The following is a 22224-nucleotide window of genomic DNA, read 5'->3' on the forward strand; positions in this document are numbered from 1 at the left end:
CCCTGGAGTATTTCCGTGATCACCGCCACCGGCGTCGAGCTGCGCGCCGGCGCCCGCGTCCTCATCGAGTCCGCCTCGTTCCGCATCGCCAAGGGCGACCGCATCGGCCTCGTCGGCCGCAACGGAGCCGGCAAGACCACCCTCACCAAGTGCCTCGCCGGTGAGGGACAGCCCGCCGCGGGCTCCATCGCCCGCTCGGGCGAGGTCGGCTACCTCCCGCAGGACCCGCGCACCGGTGACCTCGACACCCTGGCCCGCGACCGCATCCTGTCGGCGCGCGGCCTCGACGTCCTCATCAAGAAGATGCGTATGAACGAGGAGCGGATCGCCACCGGCTCCGGCGGCACCCGCGACAAGGCGATGCGCCAGTACGAGCGCCAGGAGACCGAGTTCCTGACCAAGGGCGGGTACGCCGCCGAGTCGGAGGCCGCGACCATCTCGGCCGCCCTCGGCCTGCCCGACCGGGTCCTCGGCCAGCCGCTGCACACCCTCTCGGGCGGCCAGCGCCGCCGGGTCGAGCTCGCCCGGATCCTCTTCTCGGACGCCGACACGCTGCTCCTCGACGAGCCCACCAACCACCTCGACGCCGACTCGATCGTCTGGCTCCGGGACTACCTGAAGAACTACCGCGGCGGCTTCATCGTGATCTCCCACGACGTCGACCTGGTCGAGACCGTCGTGAACAAGGTCTTCTACCTGGACGCGAACCGCTCCCAGATCGACGTCTACAACATGGGCTGGAAGCTCTACCAGCAGCAGCGCGAGGCCGACGAGAAGCGCCGCAAGCGCGAGCGCCAGAACGCCGAGAAGAAGGCCGCGGCACTGAACTCGCAGGCCGACAAGATGCGCGCCAAGGCGACCAAGACCGTCGCCGCCCAGAACATGGCCAAGCGCGCCGACCGGCTGCTCGCGGGCCTGGACGCCGTCCGCGTCTCCGACAAGGTCGCCAAGCTGCGCTTCCCCGACCCGGCGCCCTGCGGCAAGACCCCGCTGACGGCCGAGGGCCTCTCGAAGTCGTACGGCTCGCTGGAGATCTTCACCGACGTCGACCTGGCCATCGACAAGGGCTCCCGCGTCGTGATCCTCGGCCTCAACGGCGCCGGCAAGACCACCCTGCTGCGCCTGCTGTCGGGCACGGAGAAGCCCGACACCGGGCAGGTCACCCCGGGCCACGGCCTCAAGCTCGGCTACTACGCCCAGGAGCACGAGACCCTGGACCCGGAGCGCACGGTCCTGGAGAACATGCGCTCCTCCGCCCCCGACCTGGACCTGGTCGCCGTGCGCAAGACGCTCGGTTCCTTCCTGTTCTCCGGGGACGACGTGGACAAGCCCGCCGGGGTGCTCTCCGGCGGCGAGAAGACCCGGCTGGCCCTGGCCACCCTGGTCGTCTCCTCGGCGAACGTGCTGCTGCTCGACGAGCCCACGAACAACCTCGACCCGGCCAGCCGCGAGGAGATCCTGGGTGCGCTGCGCACCTACAAGGGCGCCGTCATCCTCGTCACGCACGACGAGGGCGCCGTCGAGGCGCTGGAGCCGGAGCGGATCATCCTGCTCCCGGACGGCGTCGAGGACCTCTGGGGGCCCGACTACCGGGACCTCGTCTCCCTCGCCTGACCGGGCGCCCGATCGGGGTTCCGCTTCTGATCCAATCCCTTATGGATCATTCGGCTCAGCGGTGATCCATCATCTGAGTGAGGCGGTCTCGTACCGTCGCGCGTCGTTCGACGGCCCCGGCCGCACTCCTCACAGTGCGCGGCCGGGGCCTTCCGCTTATCCCCGCCGCGCCCCTGACCTGCCGGTTTCCGCCGGGGGCTGCGCAGTGTGACGGAGGTCATGCAGCGGAGGAGGAGATTCCGTTCTGCTCGCGCGTCCACCCCTCGGGAAATGCCGTCGCACCGACCTTGCGGAATGGGTGGCCAGGAAGCGTGGGAGGGGTGATCATGAGAAGTCCAGAGCGCACTTCCCACGAGGAGGCACGGGTGGCCGAGACTCTGAAGAAGGGCAGCCGGGTAACCGGTGCCGCGCGCGACAAGCTCGCGGCAGACCTGAAGAAGAAGTACGACTCCGGTGCGAGTATCCGGGCGCTGGCCGAAGAGACCGGCCGGTCCTACGGATTCGTCCACCGGATGCTCAGTGAGTCCGGGGTCTCGCTGCGTGGTCGCGGTGGCGCGACACGCGGCAAGAAGGCCGCTACGGCCTGACTCCCCGGTCCCATCGGTTCCGACGATCCACCGTTTCACCGCTTCACTGAACCAGCGGTTCCTTCGGTGACCCCCGGTCGGCCCTCCGGCCGGCTGGGTGGTTACTGTGCAGTCACTTAGGCCGGTTGGCGGCCGACTGCACACCGGAGGCATACAGATGGCTCTGCTCGACAAGGACGGCGTACGACTCACCGTCGACGACACGGTCGCCACGGTGACACTGACCAATCCGGCCAAGCGAAACGCCCAGTCCCCCGCGCTCTGGCGGGCATTGGCCGAGGCCGGAAGGTCGTTGCCGGGCACCGTCCGGGTCGTCGTGCTGCGCGGCGAGGGACAGTCCTTCTCCGCCGGGCTCGACCGGCAGGCGTTCACCCCCGAGGGTTTCGAGGGCGAGCCGTCCTTCCTCGACCTGGCACGCGGTTCGGACGAACTGCTCGACTCCACCATCGCCGAGTACCAGGAGGCGTTCACCTGGTGGCGGCGCAATGACGTCATCTCCATCGCCGCGGTGCAGGGGCACGCGATCGGCGCCGGCTTCCAGCTCGCGCTCGCGTGCGATCTGCGCGTGGTCGCGGACGACGTCCAGTTCGCCATGCGCGAGACCAGCCTGGGCCTGGTCCCCGACCTGACCGGAACCCAGCCCCTCACCTCCCTCGTCGGCTACGCCCGCGCGCTGGAGATCTGCGCCACGGGCCGCTTCGTGCACGCCGAGGAGGCCGAGCGCGTCGGCCTGGCCAACCTCGTCGTCCCGGCGGACGAGCTCGACGCCGCCGTCCAGGACCTCACGACCGCCCTGCTGGCCCCGCCGCGGGACGCCGTGATCGAGACCAAGACCCTGCTCCGCGGCGCCCCCTCCCGCCCGTACGACGAGCAGCGCGCCGCCGAGCGCGCCGCCCAGGCCCGCCGCCTGCGCGACCTGGCGGGCCTCTCCGACTGACCCGACCGGCTCCACACCGGCCGCCCCGTCCCCCGTCCGAGGCGGGGCGGCGGGGCGGCGGCATGTCCGGGCCGGTGCGGGGCAGGTGCCGGATGGACCGGGTGCGGCCGACCGGCGTAGTCCCCGGTGCGCCGCGGGGGGTACGGGCCTACCGTGGTCAGGAGTCCAAGCTTCCACTTCTAAGGACAAGCGATGACTGAATCCGCAGCAGGGGGACACATCACCAAGGAGCCCGGCGACCGGGGCCGTACGACCGTCGCCGACGGGGTGGTCGAGAAGATCGCCGGACTGGCCGCGCGCGAAGTCTTCGGGGTACACGCCATGGGGAGCGGCACCGGCCTCTCCCGTACGTTCGGGGCCGTGCGGGACCGGGTTCCCGGCGGCGCCAAAGCGGGCGTGAGCCGCGGGGTGAAGGCAGAGGTCGGCGAGGTCCAGACCGCCCTCGACCTGGAGATCGTCGTCGAATACGGCGTGTCGATCCGTGACGTGGCCCGGGCGGTCCGTGAGAACGTCATCTCGGCGGTCGAGCGGATGACCGGCCTGGAGGTGGTCGAGGTCAACATCGCGGTCAGCGACGTCAAACTGCCCGACGAGGAAGACGAGGAGCCGGAGTCCCGGCTCCACTAGGCCGTGCCCCCCTCCACCACTTCGCTCCGGCGAGAGGAGCCCGCATGAGCATGGCGGTCGTCGGCCTGTTGGCCGGCATGGCACTGGGGTTCGCCGGCTATTTCGGCGGCTTCGGGGCCTTCCTGCTGGTGGCCGCCCTCGGCGCCATCGGCTTCGTCCTGGGCCGGTTCCTCGACGGGGACCTGGATCCTGGCGATCTGTTCCGCCCCCGCGATCGCGGCCGGGTCCGCGGTCGCGACGACCGGGACAGGTGAGGCCCCGATGAGCACGTCCAAGACCACCGCGTCGGGGGTGGACCCCGGGGACCGGGGAGCCACCCGCATCGCCGACCGGGTCGTCGCGAAGATCGCTGCCCAGGCCGCCCGGGAGGCGCTCGCGGCGCGCCCGGGCGGGCCCGCGGCCGGCCATCGCTCCGGGGCGGCGGCCCCGCACGCCACCGTCACGGTGCACCACGACATCGCACGGGTCCGGATCAGCCTGGAGCTCGACTACCCCTCCGACCTCGCGGCCCAGTGCGCGGCCGTACGCAGTCAGGTCGCCCGGCGGGTCGAGGAGTGCGCGGCGATGTCCGTACCCGAGGTGGACATCGACATCGAGCACCTGCACTCCACGCACACCCGGCTTCCCGCCGGGCGGGACCGGCGGCTGCGGTGACGGCCCCGCCGCCCCCCGCCGGCACCGCTCCCTCCGCGCGGCTGCGTTCCGCGCGGCGCGTCCCGGCCGCCCTCGCCGCCGTCGCGGTGATGGGCGCGGCGGGTGTGCTTCTGTACGACCTGATCGCGGTACGGGCCCACCGCCCGGGGATGAGCTGGCGCCGCTACCTCGCCCACCAGCTGGAACGGCAGACCCCGGCCGACCCGGGCGTGATCCTCGGCGGCGGCGTGCTGGCCGCGGTCGGGCTGCTGCTCCTGGTGCTGGCCCTCGCCCCCGGACTCCGGTCGATCCTGCCGATGGGCACGCCCGACCCGGACCGGGCCACGGGCGTACGGGCCGCGCTCGGCCGCAAGGACGCGGCCCAGGTGCTGCGGGACCGCGCCATGGAGGTGCCCGGGGTGCGGTCGGCCCGGGTGAAGGTGGGCCGCTCCCGCATCAGGGTCCGGGCCACCTCGCACTTCCGGGAGCTGGACGACGTACGGGCCGACCTGGACGCGGTGCTCGCCGTCGGCGTCGGAGAACTGGGTCTCGCGCACCCGCCGCGGACGCGCGTACGAGTGGGGAGGTGAGCGCGGAGTGCTCGGGGTGGTGAACCGGATCGTGCTGGCGGTGCTCGGGCTGGTCCTGATGGCCGCCGGAGCCGCGGTGCTGACGGGGTCGTGGCCGTTCGGCGGGCGCAAGGCGCCACTGCTGAGCGCCGCCACCCGGCAGCGGTACGGGCACGGCGAGGGCTGGTACTGGTGGGCGGTGGCCGCCGGGCTCGGGCTGTGCGTGGTGCTGGCGCTGTGGTGGCTGCTGGCCCAGCTCAGGCGCTCGCGCCTGCGGGCCGTGGCCGTCGACACCGGGGACGGGGCCTTCGCCCTGCTGCGGGGCCGGGCGCTGGAGGAGGCGGTGGCCGCGGAGGCCGGCGCCCTCGACGGGGTCGCCGGCTGCCGGGTCGCGCTGCGCGGCCGGCGCGGATCGCCCGCGCTGCGGGTCGCGCTGGAGCTGGAGCCGCACGCGGTGCCCGCCGACGCCCTGGCGGCGCTGGCGGGCCCGGTGCTGACGCACGCCCGTAACTCGGCGGGACTCCCGGCACTGCCGGCGGAGGCCCGCCTGAAGGTGACGTCCCACCGGGCCCGGCGGGTGTCGTGAACCGGGCCCGGCGGCTGCGCCGGGCCCGGGCGGGCACGGCCGGTCAGAAGCCGTGCCGGAAGCCCCCGTCGACCGGGAGCATGACGCCCGTCAGGTAGGACGCCGCGGGGGACAGCAGGAACGCCGCCGTGCGGCCGAACTCCTCCGGGTCGCCGTAGCGCCGCAGCGGGATGCGGGACTCGTTCCCCGCCCGCGCGGTCGCCGCGTCGCCGGACAGCGCGTCGAGCTCGCGCACCCGGTCGGTGTCGATGCGGGCCGGGAGCAGGCCCACGACACGGATGCCGCGCGGACCGAGTTCGACGGAAAGGGACTTCGCGAAGCCCGCGAGGCCCGGGCGCAGGCCGTTGGAGATGGTGAGGCCCGGGATCGGCTCGTGGACCGAGCCCGACAGGACGAATCCGATGACCCCGCCCTCGCCCAGCTCGGCGGCGGCCGTCCGCGCGAGGCGGACCGCGCCCAGGAAGACCGACTCGAAGGCCGCCGACCACTGTTCGTCGGTGTTGTCCGCCGCGGTGCCCGGGGCCGGGCCGCCGACGCTGATCAGGATGCCGTCGAAGCGGCCGAAGCGCTCGCGGGCGGTGGCGACGAGCCGTCCCGCCGCGGCCGGGTCGGAGTTGTCGGCTGCGACGCCGGCCGCGTTCGGGCCGAGCGAGGCGGCGGCGTCGGCCGCCCGCTTCTCGTCCCGGCCGGTCAGCAGCACCTTCGCGCCGTCGGCGGCCAGTTCACGGGCGGAGGCGTAGCCGAGGCCGCGCGTGGCCCCGGTGACGACGTAGACACGGTCTTTCAGTCCAAGATCCATGCCGACACGCTACGCCGTCGCGGGCTCCCGCTCGGCGGATCGGGCGGCCTGCTCGTCGAGGTCGCGCTTCTCGCGGCGTACGAGGATCACCCAGCCCACCGGGACCGCGGCGGTGAACAGCCACCACTGGACGGCGTACGCCATGTGGGGTCCGATGGAGTCGTGGTCGGGGTCGCCGATCATCCGGGGGCTGCCGTCCGCGGGGGCCGGACCGGTGAGTTCCATGTAGCCGCCGAGGACCGGCCGGCCCAGGTACTCCGCCTGCCCTGCGCTGTTGATCAGCATCACCTGACGGTCCGGAAGCCCCTTGCGGTCCTTGATCCCGCTGCTGCCGCTCGTCTCGTCGGCCTTCAGCCGGCCGGTGAGCGTCACCTCGCCCGCGGGCGCGGCGGGCACCGGCGGGAACGCCCGGGGATCGTCGCCGCCCGGCACCCAGCCCCGGTTGACCAGGACGGCCCGGCCGTCGGCGAGCACCAGCGGGGTCAGGACGTGGAAGCCGACCTTGTCGTCCCCGTCGGTCCGCATCCGCACGACGACCTCGTGCGCGGTGTCGTACGTACCCGTCGCGGTGACGGCGCGCCAGAAGTCCGCGCGGGGGACCCGGTGGCCGGGAGAGGTGACCTCGGTCACGGGGACCGGCTCGTCGCGCAGGTTCGCCTCGATGAGCTCGTTCTGCGCGACCCGGTGCTCATGGCGGTGGAACTGCCAGAACCCCAGCTTGATCGTCGCGGGGATGAAGGCCAGGGCGACGAGGGTCAGACACACCCACTGCCGGGTCAGCACAAAGCGGTACACGCCCACGACGGTACCCCCAGCCGGAGGGACCCCGGTGGCCGGGTGGCCGTCCGGGGTCCGGCCGGCGGGAGCCGCGCCGCGCGGGCGGGGCGGCCCCCGCCGGCCGGGGAGGGGAGTCAGACGCGGTCGACGACGCCCACCTTCCCTTCCGCACGGGCGCAGTGCGCCCCGCAGAACCACTGGCCCTCGACCTCGACGCCCTGCCCGATGATCTGGACCCGGCAGTGCTCGCAGATGGGCGCCATGCGGTGAATGGCGCAGGAGAAGCAGTCGAAGACGTGCACGGCGCCCTGCGCGTGCACTTCGAACGACATGCCGTAATCGTTTCCGCAGACCTCACAACGTGCCATGCGCCGAATGCTGCGCACGGCAGCGGAGCGGAACAAGATCCACCGGGGTGAGTCGCCGCGCCTGCACCCGGCCGGAGCAACGCGGCCCGGCCCCCGGCCGTGCGCCGCCGGCCCCCCGGCGCGGCCCTCAGTCCTGCGCGGCGGCCACGTCGCGCAGCAACTGCGTGAAGGCCGCCTCGTCGACGACGGGGGTGCCGAAGGACCGCGCCTTGACGGTCTTCGATGTCGCCGAGTCGGGGTCGTTCGTCACCAGCAGGCTGGTGAGCCGCGACACGCTCGTCGCCACGTGCAGTCCCGCCTCGACGGCGCGGTCCTCCAACAGCTCGCGGTCCACCGAGGTGTCGCCGGAGAAGGCGACGCGCATGCCCTGCTTCAGCGGCTTGCCGTCCTCGAAGCGGCCCGGGTTCGGGTGCGGGCACGCCGGCCGCCTGCGCGAGGGGCGCCAGCTGCCGCTTCCGTACGAGGCCTGGTGGCCCACCCGCGGGGTGACGGGGGAGTCCGACCACTCCGTCAGCGGCCGGCACTCCAGCAGGGGCAGCCGTACGCCGTCCCGGGCGGCCGCGTGCAGCGAGGGGCGGAAGGCCTCCGCGAGCACCCGGGCGTCGTCGAGCGCGTGGTGGGCGCGCTGCTGGACCACGCCGAAGTGCGCGGCCAGCGACTCCAGCTTGTGGTTGGGCAGCGGGAGGTTGAGCTCCTTCGACAGGGCGATGGTGCACAGCCGCTGACGGACCGGCGCGGTCGCGGCGGCCCGCGCGTACTCCCGGGCGATCATCTGCCAGTCGAAGATGGCGTTGTGCGCGACCAGGACGCGGTCCGCGAGCCGCCCGGCGAACTCCTCGGCGATGTCCCCGAAGAGCGGGGCGTCCTGGAGCAGGTCGCTGGTCAGGCCGTGGATCCACACGGGTCCGGGGTCCCGCTGCGGGTTGACGAGGGTGTACCAGTGGTCCTCGACATTGCCCTGCGCGTCGAGCCGGTAGACGGCGGCGGAGACTATCCGGTCGTCGCGAGCGAGCCCGGTGGTCTCCACGTCGACGACCGCGTACCCCTGTGGGTACGCGGTCGGCCACATCGTGTCTGCGGTCGTACGGTCGTCGAGCATGGTCACAGAGGATATCGGCCCCGACCGACAGCCTTGTCCGCGACGGGTGCGCACGGTCGCCGCGCGCCCCCCGGCCCGGGCCGGCGACGCGGTCCGGCGGCCGGGAGCCGTCCGAGTCCGCGGCCGTCAACGGGCTCTGGCGGCGGGCGGGATGCGCGGTGCCTCACCGGGGCGTTCCGGATGCCTCCGGGAGCAGGGCCGTGACCAAGGACTTCACCGAGATCAGGAAGATCCGCTCCGGATCGGCCGGGCGGGCCAGCGCACGGGCGAGGGCGGGATCGCGGGGCGCGGCGGCCGGGTCCCAGAGGTCGCTCTCGGCGGGGGACTGGGCGGGGGAGCGCTCGCGGTTGCGCTCGACGAGGAGGAAGCCGATGACCTGGAACTGGATCACGCGCACCGCGTCGGCCGCCCGGGCGCCGCGCAGCCCGGCGGCGTGCACCTCGTGGACGAGGGCCTGCTGCGCGGGCAGGAACATCCGCTCGGTGAGACCGCGTTCGTGGACCATCGCGATCAGGTGCGGCCGCTCCCGCAGTTCGCGGCGCAGGATCCGCGCCACCGACAGGATGCGGGCGCCGGGGGTGCGCCCGGCCGGGCGGATCGCGCCCATCTCCTCCACGGTCCGCTCCACGAGGGCGTCGAGCAGTGATTCGCGGTTGCCGACGTGCCAGTAGATGGAGGTCACCGCGGTGCCCAGCTCGGCGGCGAGTTTGCGCATGGTGAGGGCGGCCGGGCCGTGCCGTTTGACCAGGAGCACGGCGGCGTCCAGCACCTCCGCTCGGGTCAGTGTGCTTCTGGCCATCCCCGGTTCGCCCGTCTGTCGATCCGTCAGTTCTGTTGCGTGCAAGGGTATTTACCCTTCATCGGTGGCGGTGTAACTGTGTTACAGAACCGACCGAAGGGTGGTGCGAGAGATGGCACGCGTACGGTACGGAGCGCGGACCGAGGCCGAGATCGCGGCGTCGCGCGAGAAGAGCTCCAAGCTTCCCGACATCTGGTCCACGGGCGTGGTGGCCGTCTGGGAGAGCGACCCGGACGTGGTGGCGGCGGTCCTGCCGCCGCCGCTCAAGCCGGCCGACCGGCCCCTGGTACGGGCGAACATCAGCAAGGTCGACCTCCCCGGCTACCCGCTCGGGGCGGGCTCGGTGGCCGTCGCCGCCCGGCACGGCGGCGTCGAGGGCTGGTACCCGCTGGTCATGCCGATGACCCACGAGCGCGCGCTGATCGGCGGCCGCGAGGTCTTCGGCGAGCCGAAGAAGCTGGGCGAGGTCACGGTGGAGCGCGACGGGCTCGTCGTACGGGCCTCGCTCGCCCGGCACGGGATCGCGTTCGTGGAGGTCCGCGGGGCGGTGGACCGGGTGCTGCCGCTGCCCGAGCCGGCCCGCAAGACCGACTTCTACTTCAAGTTCTCCCCGGCCGTCGACGGCGCGGGCTTCGACGCGGATCCGGTCCTCGTCCACTGCACGCGCAACGAGAAGGTCCGCAAGCTGGAGCACATCACGGGTGACGTGGTGCTCCGGGAGTCGATGTTCGACCCCGTCGCCGACCTCCCCGTCCTGCGGATCGTGGAGATCACCATCGGCGAGAAGACCACCGACCAGCGGGGCCGGGTCGTCGAGCGGGTCAGCGCCCAGGCCCTGCTCCCGTACATCCACCAGCGCTACGACGACCCCCTGCAGATCCTCGACGGTCCGCCCGAGGGGAGCGTCTGACATGCGGCTCGAACCGGGACAGGTGGCCGTCGTCACCGGCGCCGCGAGCGGCATCGGCCTCGCGATGGCCCGCCGCTTCGCCGCCGAGGGCCTCAAGGTCGTCCTCGCCGACGTCGAGGAGGGCGCCCTGCGCAAGGCGGCCGGTGAACTCGCCGAGGACGGGGCCGAGGTACTGGCCAAGACCGTCGACGTCAGCGACCGCGACTGCGTGCTCTCCCTCGCGGACGCGGCCTACGACGCCTTCGGCGCCGTGCACGTGCTCTGCAACAACGCGGGCGTCGGCTCCGGCGCCGAGGGCCGGATGTGGGAGCACGAGCCCAACGACTGGAAATGGGCCTTCTCCGTCAACGTGTGGGGCGTCTTCCACGGCATCCAGGCCTTCGTCCCCCGCATGATCGCGGCCGGCGCCCCCGGCCACGTCGTCAACACCTCCTCCGGCGACGGCGGCATCGCCCCGCTGCCCACCGCCTCCGTGTACGCCGTCACCAAGGCGGCCGTGGTCACCATGACCGAGTCGCTGTACGCCCACCTCAGGGCGGAGGGCGCGGACGTCGGCGCCTCCGTCCTCTTCCCCGGACCGCACATGCTGCGCACCGGGCTGTGGGAGTCCCACCGCAACCGGCCCGACCGGTACGCGAAGGAGCGCCCGCGCAAGTCGCCGTACCGCAGCCTGGACCAGTACGAGGCCGCCATGAGACAGGCCGGGCACGCGGTGGAGTTCACCCCCGTCGAGGAGGTCGCCGAGCACGTCGTCGACGGCATCCGCGCCGACCGCTTCTGGATGCTCCCGGCGAGCGAGCACAGCGACCGGCAGATCCGCGCCCGGTCGCGGTCGATGCTCGACCGCGCCAATCCCGCCTACCTGGAAAGCTTCATCCTCGACTGAGGGGCCCGCCGTGCCTGACGAGACGCCTGTGCGAGACAACGCCGAAGACCCGTACCTGATCATCTCCTCCGACTGCCACGCGGGCCTGCCGACCGAGCGGTACCGCCCCTACCTGGACTCCCGCTTCCACCGACAGTTCGACGAGTTCCTCGGCCAGCGCGACGCCCGCCGCGCCGAGGCCACCCGCCTCGGCGTGCGCAACGAGGCCTTCGCGGAGAAGTGGTTCCACGACCACGAGGAGGGCCTCAAGGGCGGCTGGGACACCGGACAGCGACTGAAGGAACTCGACGGCGACGGCGTGGCGGCCGAGGTCGTCTTCCCCGACGCGGACGCCGTCGACAGCCAGACCGCGGCCCCCTTCGGAGTGGGCCTCGGCCTCTCCGGCGACCAGGACCCCGAACTCGGCATGGCGGGCGCGCAGGCGCACAACCGGTGGCTGGCCGAGTTCGTCTCGGGGACCCCCGAGCGCCACTGCGGCGTCGCCCTGCTGCCCATCACGGGTGAGCCGGACACGGTCGTCGCGGAGATCCACCGGGCCAAGGCGTCCGGGCTGGGCGCGCTGATGATCCCCGCGATGTGGGTCGACAAGGCGCCCTACCACGACCGCCGTTACGACCCCGTATGGGCGGCGGCGGCCGAGACGGGGATGCCGGTCGTCACCCACTCCGGATCCTCACCGCGCCACGAGTACGGCGACCACCTGGGCATCTTCGTCTCCGAGGTGACCTGGTGGCCCGCCCGGCCGCTGTGGTTCCTGCTCTGGTCGGGCGTCTTCGAGCGGCACCCCGGCCTGAAGTTCGGCGTCGCCGAGTCGGGCTGCTGGTGGCTGCCGAACCAGCTGTGGTTCATGGACCGCCTCTACCTCGGCGCCCACGGCGGCAAGAAGCTCTCGCCGTTCGAGGAACTGAAGCGCCCGCCCAGCGAGTACCTGGACCGGCAGGTGTTCATCTGCGCGACCAACACCAAGCGCAGGGAGCTGGCCCAGCGCTACGAGATCGGCGTGGACAACATCCTGTGGGGCTCGGACTTCCCGCACCCCGAGGGGACCTGGCCGAACACCCGGGCGTGGCTGCGGAACACCTTCCACGACATCCCGGTCGCCGAGACCCGGCGGATGCTCGGCCTGGCGGCCGCGGAGGTGTTCGGCTTCGACACGGACGCGCTCGCCCCGATCGCCCGCCGGATCGGCCCCCGCCCGGCCGACCTGGGCCAGCCCGCCGACCAGGGCGCGGTGGAGGCCTCCTGGTCCCGCTCCCGGGAGGTGGGCCGGCACTGGCTGACCGAGCACGACTTCCCGGTGCTGGGGGTGAACCCGTGAGCGGAGCGGACCGGTACACCGTCATCTCGGCGGACTGCCACGCGGGCGCCGCCCTGCTGGACTACAGGCCGTACCTGGAGAAGCGCCACCACGACGAGTTCGACGCCTGGGCGGCCGCGTACACCAACCCGTACGAGGACCTGCTCGCGGACACGGCGGACCGCAACTGGAACTCCCGGCGCCGGCTGGCCGAGATGGAGGCCGACGGGATCGTGGCGGAGGTGCTCTTCCCCAACACCATCCCGCCGTTCTTCCCCAGCGCCTCGCTGATGGCCCAGCCCCCGACGGCCGCGGAGTTCACCCTGCGCTGGGCCGGGCTCCAGGCCCACAACCGCTGGCTGGCGGACTTCTGCGCGGACGCCCCGGGCCGCCGGGCGGGCGTGGCGCAGATCCTGCTGAACGACGTCGACGCGGCGGTGCGGGAGATCCGCCGTACGAAGGAGGCCGGCCTGACGGGCGGCATCCTGCTGCCGGGCGCCCCGCCCGGCAGCGGGGTCCCGGAGCTCTACTCGGCCGCTTACGATCCGATCTGGGCGGTCTGCGACGAGCTGGACGTCCCGGTCAACCACCACGGCGGCTCGGCGTCCCCGCCGCTCGGCGACGAACCGGCCGCGCGGGCCGTCTTCATGGTGGAGACGACCTGGTTCTCGCACCGGGCCCTGTGGCACCTCATCTTCGGCGGCGCGTTCCGCCGCCACCCGGGCCTCAAGCTGGTCCTGACGGAGCAGGGCTCCGGCTGGATCCCGGGCGTGATGCAGATGCTGGACTACTACCACGGCCGCCTGGTCGCGGCCTCGGCCACGGCCGAGTCCAAGTTCGGCGCGGGCCTCGCCGACTCGATGGGCAAGGGCCCGAGCGAGGTGTGGCGGGACAACTGCTTCGTGGGCGCGAGCTTCATGCGCCCCCACGAGGTCCCGCTGCGGGACCGGATCGGCCTCGACAAGATCATGTGGGGCAGCGACTACCCCCACGACGAGGGCACCGCCCCCTTCTCCCGCGAGGGCCTGCGCATCGCCTACGCCGGCCTCCCGCGCGAGGAGGTCGCGGCGATGGTCGGCGGCAACGCGGCCCGCGTCTACGGCTTCGACCTCGCCCTGCTGGACGCGGTGGCCGCCGAGCACGGCCCGCTGGTCTCGGAGATCGCCGAGCCGCTGACCGAGATCCCCCCGCAGGCCACCAGCCCGGCCTTCGCCCCCGGCGGCTCGGTCCGCGTCTGGTGACACCGGGGGTGCCCCGCCGGAGCGGCCGCGCGGCCCGTCGTCAGGCACGTCGCGCACCGCTCCGGCGGGCCGGACCGGGCCCGCGGGCGGCGTCGTGGGCCGGTGCTCCCGCGGCTTCGGGTGAACCGCCGGTAACACCGATGAATACCGATCGGTAACAACCCCTAGCGGCACCCCGGAGAGCGCCTCTATGGTGCGGGCATGCCGAACCTGCCCGATGTCGTGCTGTGGTCCATACCAGCCTTCGTGCTGCTCACCGTGGTGGAGCTGGTGAGCTACCGGATCCATCCCGACGAGGACGCCGCCGGGTATGAGACCAAGGACGCCGTCACCAGCCTCGGCATGGGGATCGGCAGTCTCGTCTTCGACTTCCTCTGGAAGATCCCGATCGCCCTGATCTACGCGGCGGTCTACGAGCTGACCCCCCTGCGCGTCCCCGTGCTGTGGTGGACCGTCCTGCTGATGCTGCTCGCGCAGGACTTCCTCTACTACTGGCAGCACCGCGGCCACCACGTGATCCGCATCCTGTGGGCCTGCCACGTCGTGCACCACAGCAGCCGCAAGTTCAACCTCACCACCGCCCTGCGCCAGCCGTGGACCAGCTGGACGTCCTGGCCGTTCTACCTGCCGATGATCGCCCTCGGCGTGCACCCGGCCGCCGTGGCCTTCTGCTACTCGGTCAATCTCGTCTACCAGTTCGGGATCCACACCGAGCGGATCGGCAAGCTGCCGCGGCCGGTCGAGTACGTCTTCAACACCCCCTCCCACCACCGTGTCCACCACGCCTCCCAGGGCGGATACCTGGACCGGAACTTCGGCGGGATCCTGATCGTCTGGGACCGGATGTTCGGCTCGTGGGTGGGGGAGGGGGACAAGCCGATCTTCGGCCTCACCAAGAACATCAGCACCTACAACCCGTTGCGCGTGGCCACCCACGAGTACGCCTCCATCGCCCGGGACGTCCGCGCCGCCGACAGCTGGCGCGAGCGCGCCGGCCGGGTCTTCGGCGGCCCGGGCTGGCAGCCGGCCACGGCCGGGGTGCGGGCGCCGGCGCCGTTGTCGCCGTCGCCGTCGGCCAAGGCCCCGGCTCAGGCGGAGTCGCCGGCTCAGGCCCCGGTCCCGGTCCCGTTCCCCGTTCAGGCGACCGACGCCGCCGACGCCCCCCAGCCCGTACGGGAGACCACCGCGTGAGCACCGCAGAGTCGCCCGGCCGCCCCGCCCCCGCCCGGGCCGACGGCCGGGCATCCGCCGGGCGGGAGCGGCTCGGCCGGGCCGCCCTCGCCGGGTTCGCCCTGGCCACCGCCGCCGACCTCGGCTCCCTCCTCGCCGGCTGGGACCCCGGCCACCTGGTCTTCAAGCCGCTGCTGATGCCGCTGCTCGTCGCGTACGCGCTCACCCGCGGCGCGCCCCGGCTGCTGGTCGCGGCCCTGCTGTTCGGGTGGGGCGGGGACCTGGCGCTGCTCTTCGACGCGGAGCCGGCCTTCCTCGTCGGCATGGGCTCCTTCGCCGTCGGGCACGTCTGCTATCTCGTGCTCTTCGGCAAGCGGCCCGCGAACCCCCTGCTCGCGGGCGGGTACGCGCTCGCCCTCCTCGGGACCGTCGGCCTGATGTGGACCGACCTCCCCGCCGACCTGCGCATCCCCGTCGCCGGCTACAGCCTGCTGCTCACCGCCATGGCGCTGCGCTCCAGCGCCCTCGGGCTCCGGGCCGGCCTCGGCGGCGCGCTGTTCCTGCTCTCCGACACGCTCATCGCCACCGGGGTCGCGGAGTGGCCGCAGCTGCCCCGCCCGGACTTCTGGATCATGGCCACCTACCTGGCCGCCCAGTACCTGCTGGCCACGGGCGTCCTGGCCGCGGGGCAGGCGTACCGTAGGGAAGTCGTACGAGACTGAACCCCTGAGCCGGAGGACTGCACCACCATGCGCGCCACCGTCATCCACGCCCCGCACGACATCCGCGTGGAGGAGGTGCCCGACGCCGCGGTCCAGCGTCCCGAGGACGCCGTCGTCCGCGTCCTGCGCTCCTGCATCTGCGGCAGCGACCTCTGGGCCTACCGGGGCGAGGCCGCGCGCCAGCCCGGGCAGCGCATCGGCCACGAGTTCCTCGGCGTCGTGGAGGAGACCGGCTCCGCCGTGTCCGGCCTGCGCGCGGGCGACCTCGTCGTCGCGCCCTTCATGTGGTCCGACGGCACCTGTGACTTCTGCTCCGAGGGCCTCTACACATCCTGCGAGCACGGCGGCTTCTGGGGCTCGGTCGGCCACGACGGCGGCCAGGGCGAAGCCGTCCGCGTACCGCACGCCGACGGCACCCTGGTGAAGCTGCCCGCCGCGGCAGCCTCCGACGACCACCTGCTGACCGGGCTGCTCGCGCTCTCCGACGTCCTGGGCACCGGGCACCACGCCGCGCTGGGCGCGGGCGTGCGCCCCGGCTCCACCGTCGCCGTCGTCGGCGACGGCGCGGTCGGCCTGTGCGGGGTCCTCGCCGCCAGGCGCCTGGGCGCCGAGCGGATCATCGCGCTGGGCCGCCACACCGCCCGTACGGACATCGCCAAGCTCTTCGGGGCCACCGACGTCGTCGCCGAGCGCGGCGAGGCCGCCGAGGCGGCCGTGCGCGAGCTCACCGGCGGCCGGGGCGCCCACGCGGTCATCGAGGCGGTCGGCACCGAGGTGTCCATGCGCACGGCCGTGAACATCACCCGCGACGGCGGGGCGGTCGGCTACGTCGGCGTCCCGCACGGCAGCGGCACCGGCCTCGACCTCGGCATCATGTTCGACCGCAACATCACCCTGCGCGGCGGCGTCGCCCCCGTCCGCGCGTACATCCCGGAGCTGCTGGAGGACGTGCTCAGCGGCGCGATCGACCCGGCTCCGGTCTTCGACCGGGCGGTGACCCTGGACGGGGTCCCGGACGGCTACCGCGCGATGGACGACCGCTCCGCGCTGAAGGTCCTGATCAAGGCCTGACGCGAAGCGCGCGACGCCGGGCGACGGCGGGCGACGGCGGGCGCGCGAGCCCGCCGGACGTGCGGGAGGGCCGGGCGGGGGTGAGCCCCGTCCGGCCCTCTCACGTACCGGATACAGCGTGACGTGTTACTTGACGGCCTTCAGCGCGTCGACCACGCCGTAGCCGTAGTAGCCCGTCTGGCCCCACTTGCTCTCGCAGGTGGTGGCGTCGATCAGGACGCCCTTGGCGTCGTAGACCTGCGCCGGGCAGGCCGTCTTGGTGGCCTGGCCCTTGAGCATCGTCTGGAGCTGCGCGGGAGTGGCCTTCGGGTGCGCGCTCTTCAGGAGCGCCGCGACGCCCGCCACGTGCGGGGCCGCCATGGAGGTGCCCTGCTTGTAGCCGTAGCCGCCGGGGATGGTGGACAGGATGCGGCCGTTGGCGTCCGGGGTGCCCGGGACCTGCCACTTGTCGCCGCCGGGGGCGGAGACGTCCGCGACTCCGAGGCCGTAGCTGGAGTAGTAGGACTTGAAGCCCTTGTCACCGGTCGCGGTCACCGTCACCACGCCCGGGAGCTGCGTCGGGACGTCCAGGCAGACGCGCGGGTCGATGGTGCGCGGCACCGGGGTGGTGTCGTTCGGGCTGGTCTCGTCCGTTATCGAGTCGGCGGAGAGGTCGAAGTTCTCGTTGCCGGCCGCGGCGACGTTCAGCACGCCCTTGCGCTCGGCGTACTTGCTCGCCCGGCTGAGGGCCTCCACCAGCGCCTTCTGGTCGTCGTCCGTCTTGCAGTTGAAGTACCAGGGGTCGACGTAGTAGCTGTTGTTGGTCACCTCGATCCCCTTCTCGGCGGCGAACATGAAGCCGCAGACGACCGCCTCGGTGTAGAACAGGCTGGTCGCCGGCTCGCTCACCTTGATCGCGGCGATCTGCACGCCCGGCGCGACACCGCTGACACCGACGCCGTTGCGCGGGGCCCCGATCGTGCCGGCCACGTGCGTGCCGTGGTCACTGCCGTCGGCGTACGGACGCCACGCGCCCTCGGAGGTGTCCGCGACGCCGCCCACGCAGTTGGCGGACTGCTCCTTGGAGAAGTTCGGCGCGAGATCCGGGTGGGTGTCGTCGACACCCGTGTCGATGATCCCCACCGTGACGTTCCGGCTGCCATCGTTGATCTTGTGAGCCTCGTCGGCCTTGATCGCCCGCAGGTCCCACTGGTTGGACTCCAGCGGCTCCTGCCCCGGCTCGGCCTGCGCCGCCGCCTTGGCTGCGTCCGCCGCGCCCAGCCGCTGCGTGGTGCCCTCCTCGGTGGTCTGCACCGTCGTCAGCGGGGCCGTACGAGTGGCACCGACCGACACGAACAGGCTGCGCTGTGCCCGCAGCTGCTTGGCGAACTCCGGGTTCTGGGAGTGGGCGACGACGACCCCGATCTGCGGGTGGGACGTCACCACCGTGCCGCCGGCCCGCTCGATGGCCTTCTTCGCCTGCTTCACCGTGCCGTACGCGGTCAGGTTCGCCACGTACGAGAGCTTGGGCCCCGAGGTGTCGGGCTTCGAAGCCGTCGCCGTGGCCGCCGTGTTGCCCAGCGGGGCCGCGGAGGCGGCGATCGAGGGCAGGAAGGCGAGCGAGGCGGTGAGCGCCAGGCCGACCGGAACGGCCAGGCGGCCGTGCTTCCGGGCGGTACGCGGTCCCAGATGCGCCATGGGTTCTCCACATCATCCGTGAAAAAGCCGCCCTGACGCGGTTGCGTCGGACGGGTTCATGACACAGAAACCTAGTACCGCTGTTCCCTTCTGTGCCATCAGTTCGAGAAATCAGTCCCTAAAGAAACAGTGGGTGTTGAACCGTCCCGACGCGCCGGCCGTGCCGTTGACAGGGGGGCTCAGCGCCACCGTCCCCCCGCACGGAGGTTGTTTTGTCCGTCATCCCGACCGCACCCGCGCCGCAAGGAGAGCCCCCCGTGACCACCGAAGCAGCAGCGCCACCACCGGAGGCCGGGGGTGCGCCCCAGGCGGGTCCCACGGCCGAGGAGTTCACGCGGGTTCAGGACAGCGCCGAGTTCGCAGAACTGCGCCGCTCCTTCCGCTCGTTCGCCTTCCCGCTCACCGTGGCCTTCATCGTCTGGTACCTGCTGTACGTCCTGCTCTGCAGCTACGCGGCCGACTTCATGGGCACCAGGCTCTTCGGGAACATCAACGTCGGCCTCGTGCTCGGCCTCGCCCAGTTCGCCACGACCTTCCTGATCGCCTGGCTGTACTCGCGGCACGCTGCCACCAAGCTCGACCCCAAGGCCCTCGCGATCAAGTCCCGCATGGAGGCCGGAGAATGAGCAGCACCCTCCACCTGACCACGACCGCCGCGGGCGCCACCGAGCACCAGCCGCTGATCATCACCCTGTTCGGCCTGTTCGTCGTCGCCACCCTGATCATCACCGTGTGGGCCGGCCGCCAGACCAAGAGCGCCGCCGACTTCTACGCGGGCGGCCGCCAGTTCACCGGCTTCCAGAACGGCCTCGCCATCTCCGGCGACTACATGTCCGCCGCGTCGTTCCTCGGCATCGCCGGCGCCATCGCCCTGTTCGGTTACGACGGCTTCCTGTACTCCATCGGCTTCCTCGTCGCCTGGCTGGTGGCCCTGCTGCTCGTCGCCGAGCCGCTGCGCAACTCCGGCCGCTACACGATGGGCGACGTCCTCGCGTACCGGATGCGCCAGCGGCCCGTACGGACCGCCGCGGGCACCTCCACCATCGTGGTCTCGATCTTCTACCTGCTGGCCCAGATGGCCGGTGCGGGCGTGCTCGTCTCGCTGCTCCTGGGCATCACCAGCGACGGCGGCAAGGTGGCCGTGGTCGCGCTGGTCGGCGTCCTGATGATCGTCTACGTGACCATCGGCGGCATGAAGGGCACCACCTGGGTGCAGATGATCAAGGCGGTCCTGCTGATCGCGGGCGCCCTGCTGATCACCGTGCTCGTGCTGGTCAAGTTCAACTTCAACGTCTCCGAGCTGCTCGGCAAGGCCGCGGAGAACAGCGGACAGGGCGCCAAGTTCCTCGAACCGGGCATGAAGTACGGCAAGGACTCCACGACGAAGCTCGACTTCATCTCGCTGGGCCTCGCCCTGGTCCTCGGCACCGCCGGACTGCCGCACATCCTGATCCGCTTCTACACCGTCCCGACGGCCAAGGCCGCCCGCAAGTCCGTGAACTGGGCCATCGGCATCATCGGCGCCTTCTACCTGATGACCATCGCCCTCGGCTTCGGCGCCGCCGCCCTGCTGGGCCGGGCCGACATCCTGGCATCGAACAAGGCCGGCAACACCGCGGCGCCCCTGCTCGCCCAGGAGATCGGCGGCGGCGCCGGCTCCACCGGCGGCGCCGTCCTGCTCGCCGTGATCTCGGCGGTCGCCTTCGCCACCATCCTGGCCGTGGTCGCCGGCCTCACCCTCGCCTCCTCCTCGTCCTTCGCGCACGACCTGTACGTCAACGTCATCCGCAAGGGCAAGGCCACCGAGAAGGAGGAGGTGCGCGCCGCCCGCTGGTCCACCGTGGTGATCGGCGCTGTCGCCATCGGGCTGGGCGCCCTCGCCCGCGACCTGAACGTGGCCGGACTGGTCGCGCTCGCCTTCGCGGTCGCCGCCTCCGCCAACCTGCCGACGATCCTCTACAGCCTCTTCTGGAAGCGCTTCACCACCCAGGGGGCGCTGTGGTCCATCTACGGCGGCCTGATCTCGGCCGTCGGCCTGGTGCTGTTCTCCCCGGTCGTCTCCGGGAAGCCCACCTCGATGTTCAAGGACGCCGACTTCTACTGGTTCCCCCTGGAGAACCCCGGTCTCATCTCCATCCCGCTCGGTTTCCTGCTGGGCTGGCTGGGAACCGTCCTGTCCAAGGAGAAGGCCGACGCGCGGAAGTTCGCCGAGCTGGAGGTCCGCTCGCTCACCGGAACAGGGGCTCACTGAGATCGTCCGAACACCCAGCGTGGCCGCGTCGTACGTCCCTACGACGCGGCCGCGCCGCCTCTCGTTCTTTCGGGCACCCCTGTGCGCCACCGGTGTCGCGTAGGCTCGAACACAGCGCACGCGGTACATCCTCAGCTGCGCGAACCCTACTGACCGGACAGGGGAGGGGGCCCACAGTGCTTCTCGACACCTACGGCCGCGTGGCGACCGACCTGCGCGTCTCGCTCACCGACCGGTGCAATCTCCGCTGCACTTACTGCATGCCCGAAGAGGGCCTGCAATGGCTCGGAAAGTCCGATCTGCTCAGCGACGAGGAGATCGTCCGGCTGATCCGCATCGCGGTCACCCGGCTCGGCATCACCGAGGTCCGCTTCACCGGCGGCGAGCCGCTGCTGCGGCCCGGCCTGGTCGGCATCGTCGAGCAGTGCGCGGCCCTGGAGCCGCGGCCCCGGATGTCGCTCACCACCAACGGCATCGGCCTCAAGCGCACCGCGCAGGCCCTGAAGACCGCCGGCCTGGACCGAGTGAACGTTTCCCTGGACACCCTGCGGCCCGAGGTCTTCAAGACCCTCACCCGCCGCGACCGGCACAAGGACGTCATCGACGGCATGGCGGCCGCCCGCGAGGCCGGCCTCACCCCGGTCAAGGTCAACGCCGTACTGATGCCCGGCCTCAACGACGACGAGGCCCCCGACCTGCTCGCCTGGGCCGTGGAGAACGCGTACGAGCTCCGCTTCATCGAGCAGATGCCGCTCGACGCCCAGCACGGCTGGAAGCGCGACGGCATGATCACCGCCGGGGACATCCTCCAGTCCCTCCGCACCCGCTTCACCCTCACCGAGGAAGGCGCCGACGAACGCGGCTCCGCCCCGGCCGAGCGCTGGGTCGTCGACGGCGGCCCGGCCACCGTCGGCGTCATCGCCTCGGTGACCCGGCCCTTCTGCGGAGCGTGCGACCGCACCCGGCTCACGGCCGACGGCCAGATCCGAACGTGCCTGTTCGCCACCGAGGAGTCGGACCTGCGGGCCGCCCTGCGCTCGGGCGCACCGGACGAGGAGATCGCCCGGCTGTGGAAGGTGGCGATGTGGGGGAAGAAGGCCGGTTCGGGTCTGGACGACCCGTCCTTCCTCCAGCCCGACCGCCCGATGTCGGCGATCGGCGGCTGACACCACCCGCGACCGCGGGCGGGGTGCGTCACGCCCGGCCGTTGCTCCGCGCCGGCTCCGCCCGCTCCGGTCAGATCCGCTCCGAGCCCTCCGGCTGCACCCATTCGTCGAGCTTCACGACGTCCTTGAGGAAGCCGCGTACCCCCAGGAACTGGGACAGGTGCTCGCGGTGCTCCGCGCAGGCCAGCCAGGTCTTGCGCCGCTCCGGCGTGTGCAGCTTGGGGTTGTTCCACGCCAGGACCCAGACGGCCGCGTCGCGGCAGCCCTTGGCGGAGCAGGTGGGGGAATCGGCCTCGGGGCCGGAGGATCCGGGGCCGGGAAAGCCGCCGGGAAAGCTGGGGAAGTTCACGGCTCAACCCTAGAACGGAAAGGCGACGCCGGGCAGCCACGGGGGGAGCTGCCCGGCGTCGGTCCGTCGCTCCGACGGGGGATGCGGAG

At 72.3% G+C, this 22224-nt stretch carries 25 protein-coding genes; 18 read left to right on the top strand and 7 right to left on the bottom strand.

Annotated features, from left to right (window positions below; translation table 11 throughout):
- Window positions 1-15 precede the first annotated feature (15 nt).
- From OTB16_RS22860 to amaP, 8 genes are all read left to right on the top strand, one after another.
- Window positions 16-1614, top strand: a complete 1599-nt coding sequence (locus OTB16_RS22860) for an ABC-F family ATP-binding cassette domain-containing protein (RefSeq protein ID WP_267722406.1) — start codon at window positions 16-18, stop codon at window positions 1612-1614.
- Window positions 1615-1979: 365 nt separating this feature from the next.
- Window positions 1980-2201: a helix-turn-helix domain-containing protein gene (locus OTB16_RS22865; protein ID WP_030010789.1), complete on the top strand. Its 222-nt coding sequence runs from the start codon at window positions 1980-1982 to the stop codon at window positions 2199-2201.
- Between the two features lie 157 nt (window positions 2202-2358).
- A complete protein-coding gene (locus OTB16_RS22870) occupies window positions 2359-3138 on the top strand; it encodes an enoyl-CoA hydratase/isomerase family protein (protein ID WP_267722421.1) in 780 nt (259 codons plus the stop codon).
- 192 nt (window positions 3139-3330) lie between these two features.
- Window positions 3331-3765, top strand: coding sequence for an Asp23/Gls24 family envelope stress response protein (locus OTB16_RS22875; RefSeq protein WP_267722424.1), 435 nt, complete (start codon window positions 3331-3333; stop codon window positions 3763-3765).
- Window positions 3766-3809: 44 nt separating this feature from the next.
- A complete protein-coding gene (locus tag OTB16_RS22880) occupies window positions 3810-4019 on the top strand; it encodes a hypothetical protein (protein ID WP_267722427.1) in 210 nt (69 codons plus the stop codon).
- Between the two features lie 7 nt (window positions 4020-4026).
- On the top strand, window positions 4027-4419 hold the full coding sequence (locus tag OTB16_RS22885) for an Asp23/Gls24 family envelope stress response protein (protein WP_267722429.1): 393 nt from the start codon (window positions 4027-4029) through the stop codon (window positions 4417-4419).
- Complete coding sequence (locus OTB16_RS22890; protein ID WP_267722432.1) at window positions 4416-4988, top strand: DUF6286 domain-containing protein; 573 nt, start codon at window positions 4416-4418, stop codon at window positions 4986-4988. The genes OTB16_RS22885 and OTB16_RS22890 overlap by 4 nt, the downstream gene beginning before the upstream one ends.
- A gap of 7 nt (window positions 4989-4995) precedes the next feature.
- Window positions 4996-5553 (top strand): alkaline shock response membrane anchor protein AmaP, encoded by a 558-nt coding sequence (amaP, locus tag OTB16_RS22895; RefSeq protein ID WP_267722434.1) that lies wholly within the window; start codon window positions 4996-4998, stop codon window positions 5551-5553.
- A gap of 43 nt (window positions 5554-5596) precedes the next feature.
- Here the strand turns inward: amaP and OTB16_RS22900 are convergent, their stop codons facing one another.
- The 5 genes from OTB16_RS22900 to OTB16_RS22920 all read right to left on the bottom strand — a co-directional run bounded on the left by OTB16_RS22900 (window position 5597) and on the right by OTB16_RS22920 (window position 9395).
- Window positions 5597-6352, bottom strand: a complete 756-nt coding sequence (locus OTB16_RS22900; protein ID WP_267722436.1) for an SDR family oxidoreductase — start codon at window positions 6350-6352, stop codon at window positions 5597-5599.
- Window positions 6353-6361: 9 nt separating this feature from the next.
- Window positions 6362-7147, bottom strand: coding sequence for an SURF1 family cytochrome oxidase biogenesis protein (locus tag OTB16_RS22905; RefSeq protein ID WP_267722438.1), 786 nt, complete (start codon window positions 7145-7147; stop codon window positions 6362-6364).
- A gap of 116 nt (window positions 7148-7263) precedes the next feature.
- Complete coding sequence (locus OTB16_RS22910) at window positions 7264-7497, bottom strand: hypothetical protein (protein ID WP_267722439.1); 234 nt, start codon at window positions 7495-7497, stop codon at window positions 7264-7266.
- A 127-nt stretch (window positions 7498-7624) separates the two neighbouring features.
- Window positions 7625-8602: a DEDDh family exonuclease gene (locus tag OTB16_RS22915; protein ID WP_267722441.1), complete on the bottom strand. Its 978-nt coding sequence runs from the start codon at window positions 8600-8602 to the stop codon at window positions 7625-7627.
- A gap of 157 nt (window positions 8603-8759) precedes the next feature.
- A complete protein-coding gene (locus OTB16_RS22920) occupies window positions 8760-9395 on the bottom strand; it encodes a TetR/AcrR family transcriptional regulator (RefSeq protein WP_267722442.1) in 636 nt (211 codons plus the stop codon).
- Between the two features lie 112 nt (window positions 9396-9507).
- Here OTB16_RS22920 and OTB16_RS22925 point away from each other — a divergent pair, with 112 nt between their 5' ends.
- From OTB16_RS22925 to OTB16_RS22955, 7 genes are all read left to right on the top strand, one after another.
- Window positions 9508-10305, top strand: a complete 798-nt coding sequence (locus tag OTB16_RS22925; RefSeq protein WP_267722444.1) for an acetoacetate decarboxylase family protein — start codon at window positions 9508-9510, stop codon at window positions 10303-10305.
- Between the two features lies 1 nt (window position 10306).
- Window positions 10307-11191, top strand: coding sequence for an SDR family NAD(P)-dependent oxidoreductase (locus OTB16_RS22930; protein ID WP_267722445.1), 885 nt, complete (start codon window positions 10307-10309; stop codon window positions 11189-11191).
- A 10-nt stretch (window positions 11192-11201) separates the two neighbouring features.
- The gene (locus OTB16_RS22935; RefSeq protein ID WP_267722446.1) at window positions 11202-12509 is read left to right on the top strand and encodes an amidohydrolase family protein; all 1308 of its coding nucleotides are present in this window, start codon (window positions 11202-11204) and stop codon (window positions 12507-12509) included.
- Window positions 12506-13729, top strand: coding sequence for an amidohydrolase family protein (locus tag OTB16_RS22940; protein ID WP_267722448.1), 1224 nt, complete (start codon window positions 12506-12508; stop codon window positions 13727-13729). The genes OTB16_RS22935 and OTB16_RS22940 overlap by 4 nt, the downstream gene beginning before the upstream one ends.
- A 201-nt stretch (window positions 13730-13930) precedes the next feature.
- On the top strand, window positions 13931-14920 hold the full coding sequence (locus OTB16_RS22945) for a sterol desaturase family protein (RefSeq protein ID WP_267722449.1): 990 nt from the start codon (window positions 13931-13933) through the stop codon (window positions 14918-14920).
- The gene (locus tag OTB16_RS22950; RefSeq protein WP_420717777.1) at window positions 14917-15621 is read left to right on the top strand and encodes a lysoplasmalogenase; all 705 of its coding nucleotides are present in this window, start codon (window positions 14917-14919) and stop codon (window positions 15619-15621) included. Before OTB16_RS22945 ends, OTB16_RS22950 begins: the two co-directional genes overlap by 4 nt.
- Before the next feature lie 27 nt (window positions 15622-15648).
- The gene (locus OTB16_RS22955) at window positions 15649-16692 is read left to right on the top strand and encodes a zinc-dependent alcohol dehydrogenase family protein (RefSeq protein WP_267722450.1); all 1044 of its coding nucleotides are present in this window, start codon (window positions 15649-15651) and stop codon (window positions 16690-16692) included.
- A gap of 126 nt (window positions 16693-16818) precedes the next feature.
- On the opposite strand, the gene OTB16_RS22960 is transcribed toward OTB16_RS22955, so the two are convergent.
- Complete coding sequence (locus OTB16_RS22960; RefSeq protein ID WP_267722452.1) at window positions 16819-18369, bottom strand: S8 family serine peptidase; 1551 nt, start codon at window positions 18367-18369, stop codon at window positions 16819-16821.
- 257 nt (window positions 18370-18626) lie between these two features.
- On the opposite strand from OTB16_RS22960, the gene OTB16_RS22965 reads away from it, so the two are divergent.
- The 3 genes from OTB16_RS22965 (at window position 18627) to moaA (ending at window position 21786) form a co-directional block, all read left to right on the top strand.
- A complete protein-coding gene (locus OTB16_RS22965) occupies window positions 18627-18995 on the top strand; it encodes a DUF485 domain-containing protein (protein WP_267722454.1) in 369 nt (122 codons plus the stop codon).
- Window positions 18992-20620, top strand: a complete 1629-nt coding sequence (locus OTB16_RS22970) for a solute symporter family protein (RefSeq protein ID WP_267722456.1) — start codon at window positions 18992-18994, stop codon at window positions 20618-20620. Before OTB16_RS22965 ends, OTB16_RS22970 begins: the two co-directional genes overlap by 4 nt.
- A gap of 176 nt (window positions 20621-20796) precedes the next feature.
- A complete protein-coding gene (gene moaA / locus OTB16_RS22975; RefSeq protein ID WP_267722457.1) occupies window positions 20797-21786 on the top strand; it encodes a GTP 3',8-cyclase MoaA in 990 nt (329 codons plus the stop codon).
- Between the two features lie 70 nt (window positions 21787-21856).
- Here the strand turns inward: moaA and OTB16_RS22980 are convergent, their stop codons facing one another.
- On the bottom strand, window positions 21857-22135 hold the full coding sequence (locus tag OTB16_RS22980) for a hypothetical protein (RefSeq protein ID WP_267722459.1): 279 nt from the start codon (window positions 22133-22135) through the stop codon (window positions 21857-21859).
- Between the last annotated feature and the right edge of the window lie 89 nt (window positions 22136-22224).

This window comes from Streptomyces antarcticus, from assembly GCF_026627255.1.
GTDB lineage: Bacteria > Actinomycetota > Actinomycetes > Streptomycetales > Streptomycetaceae > Streptomyces > Streptomyces antarcticus.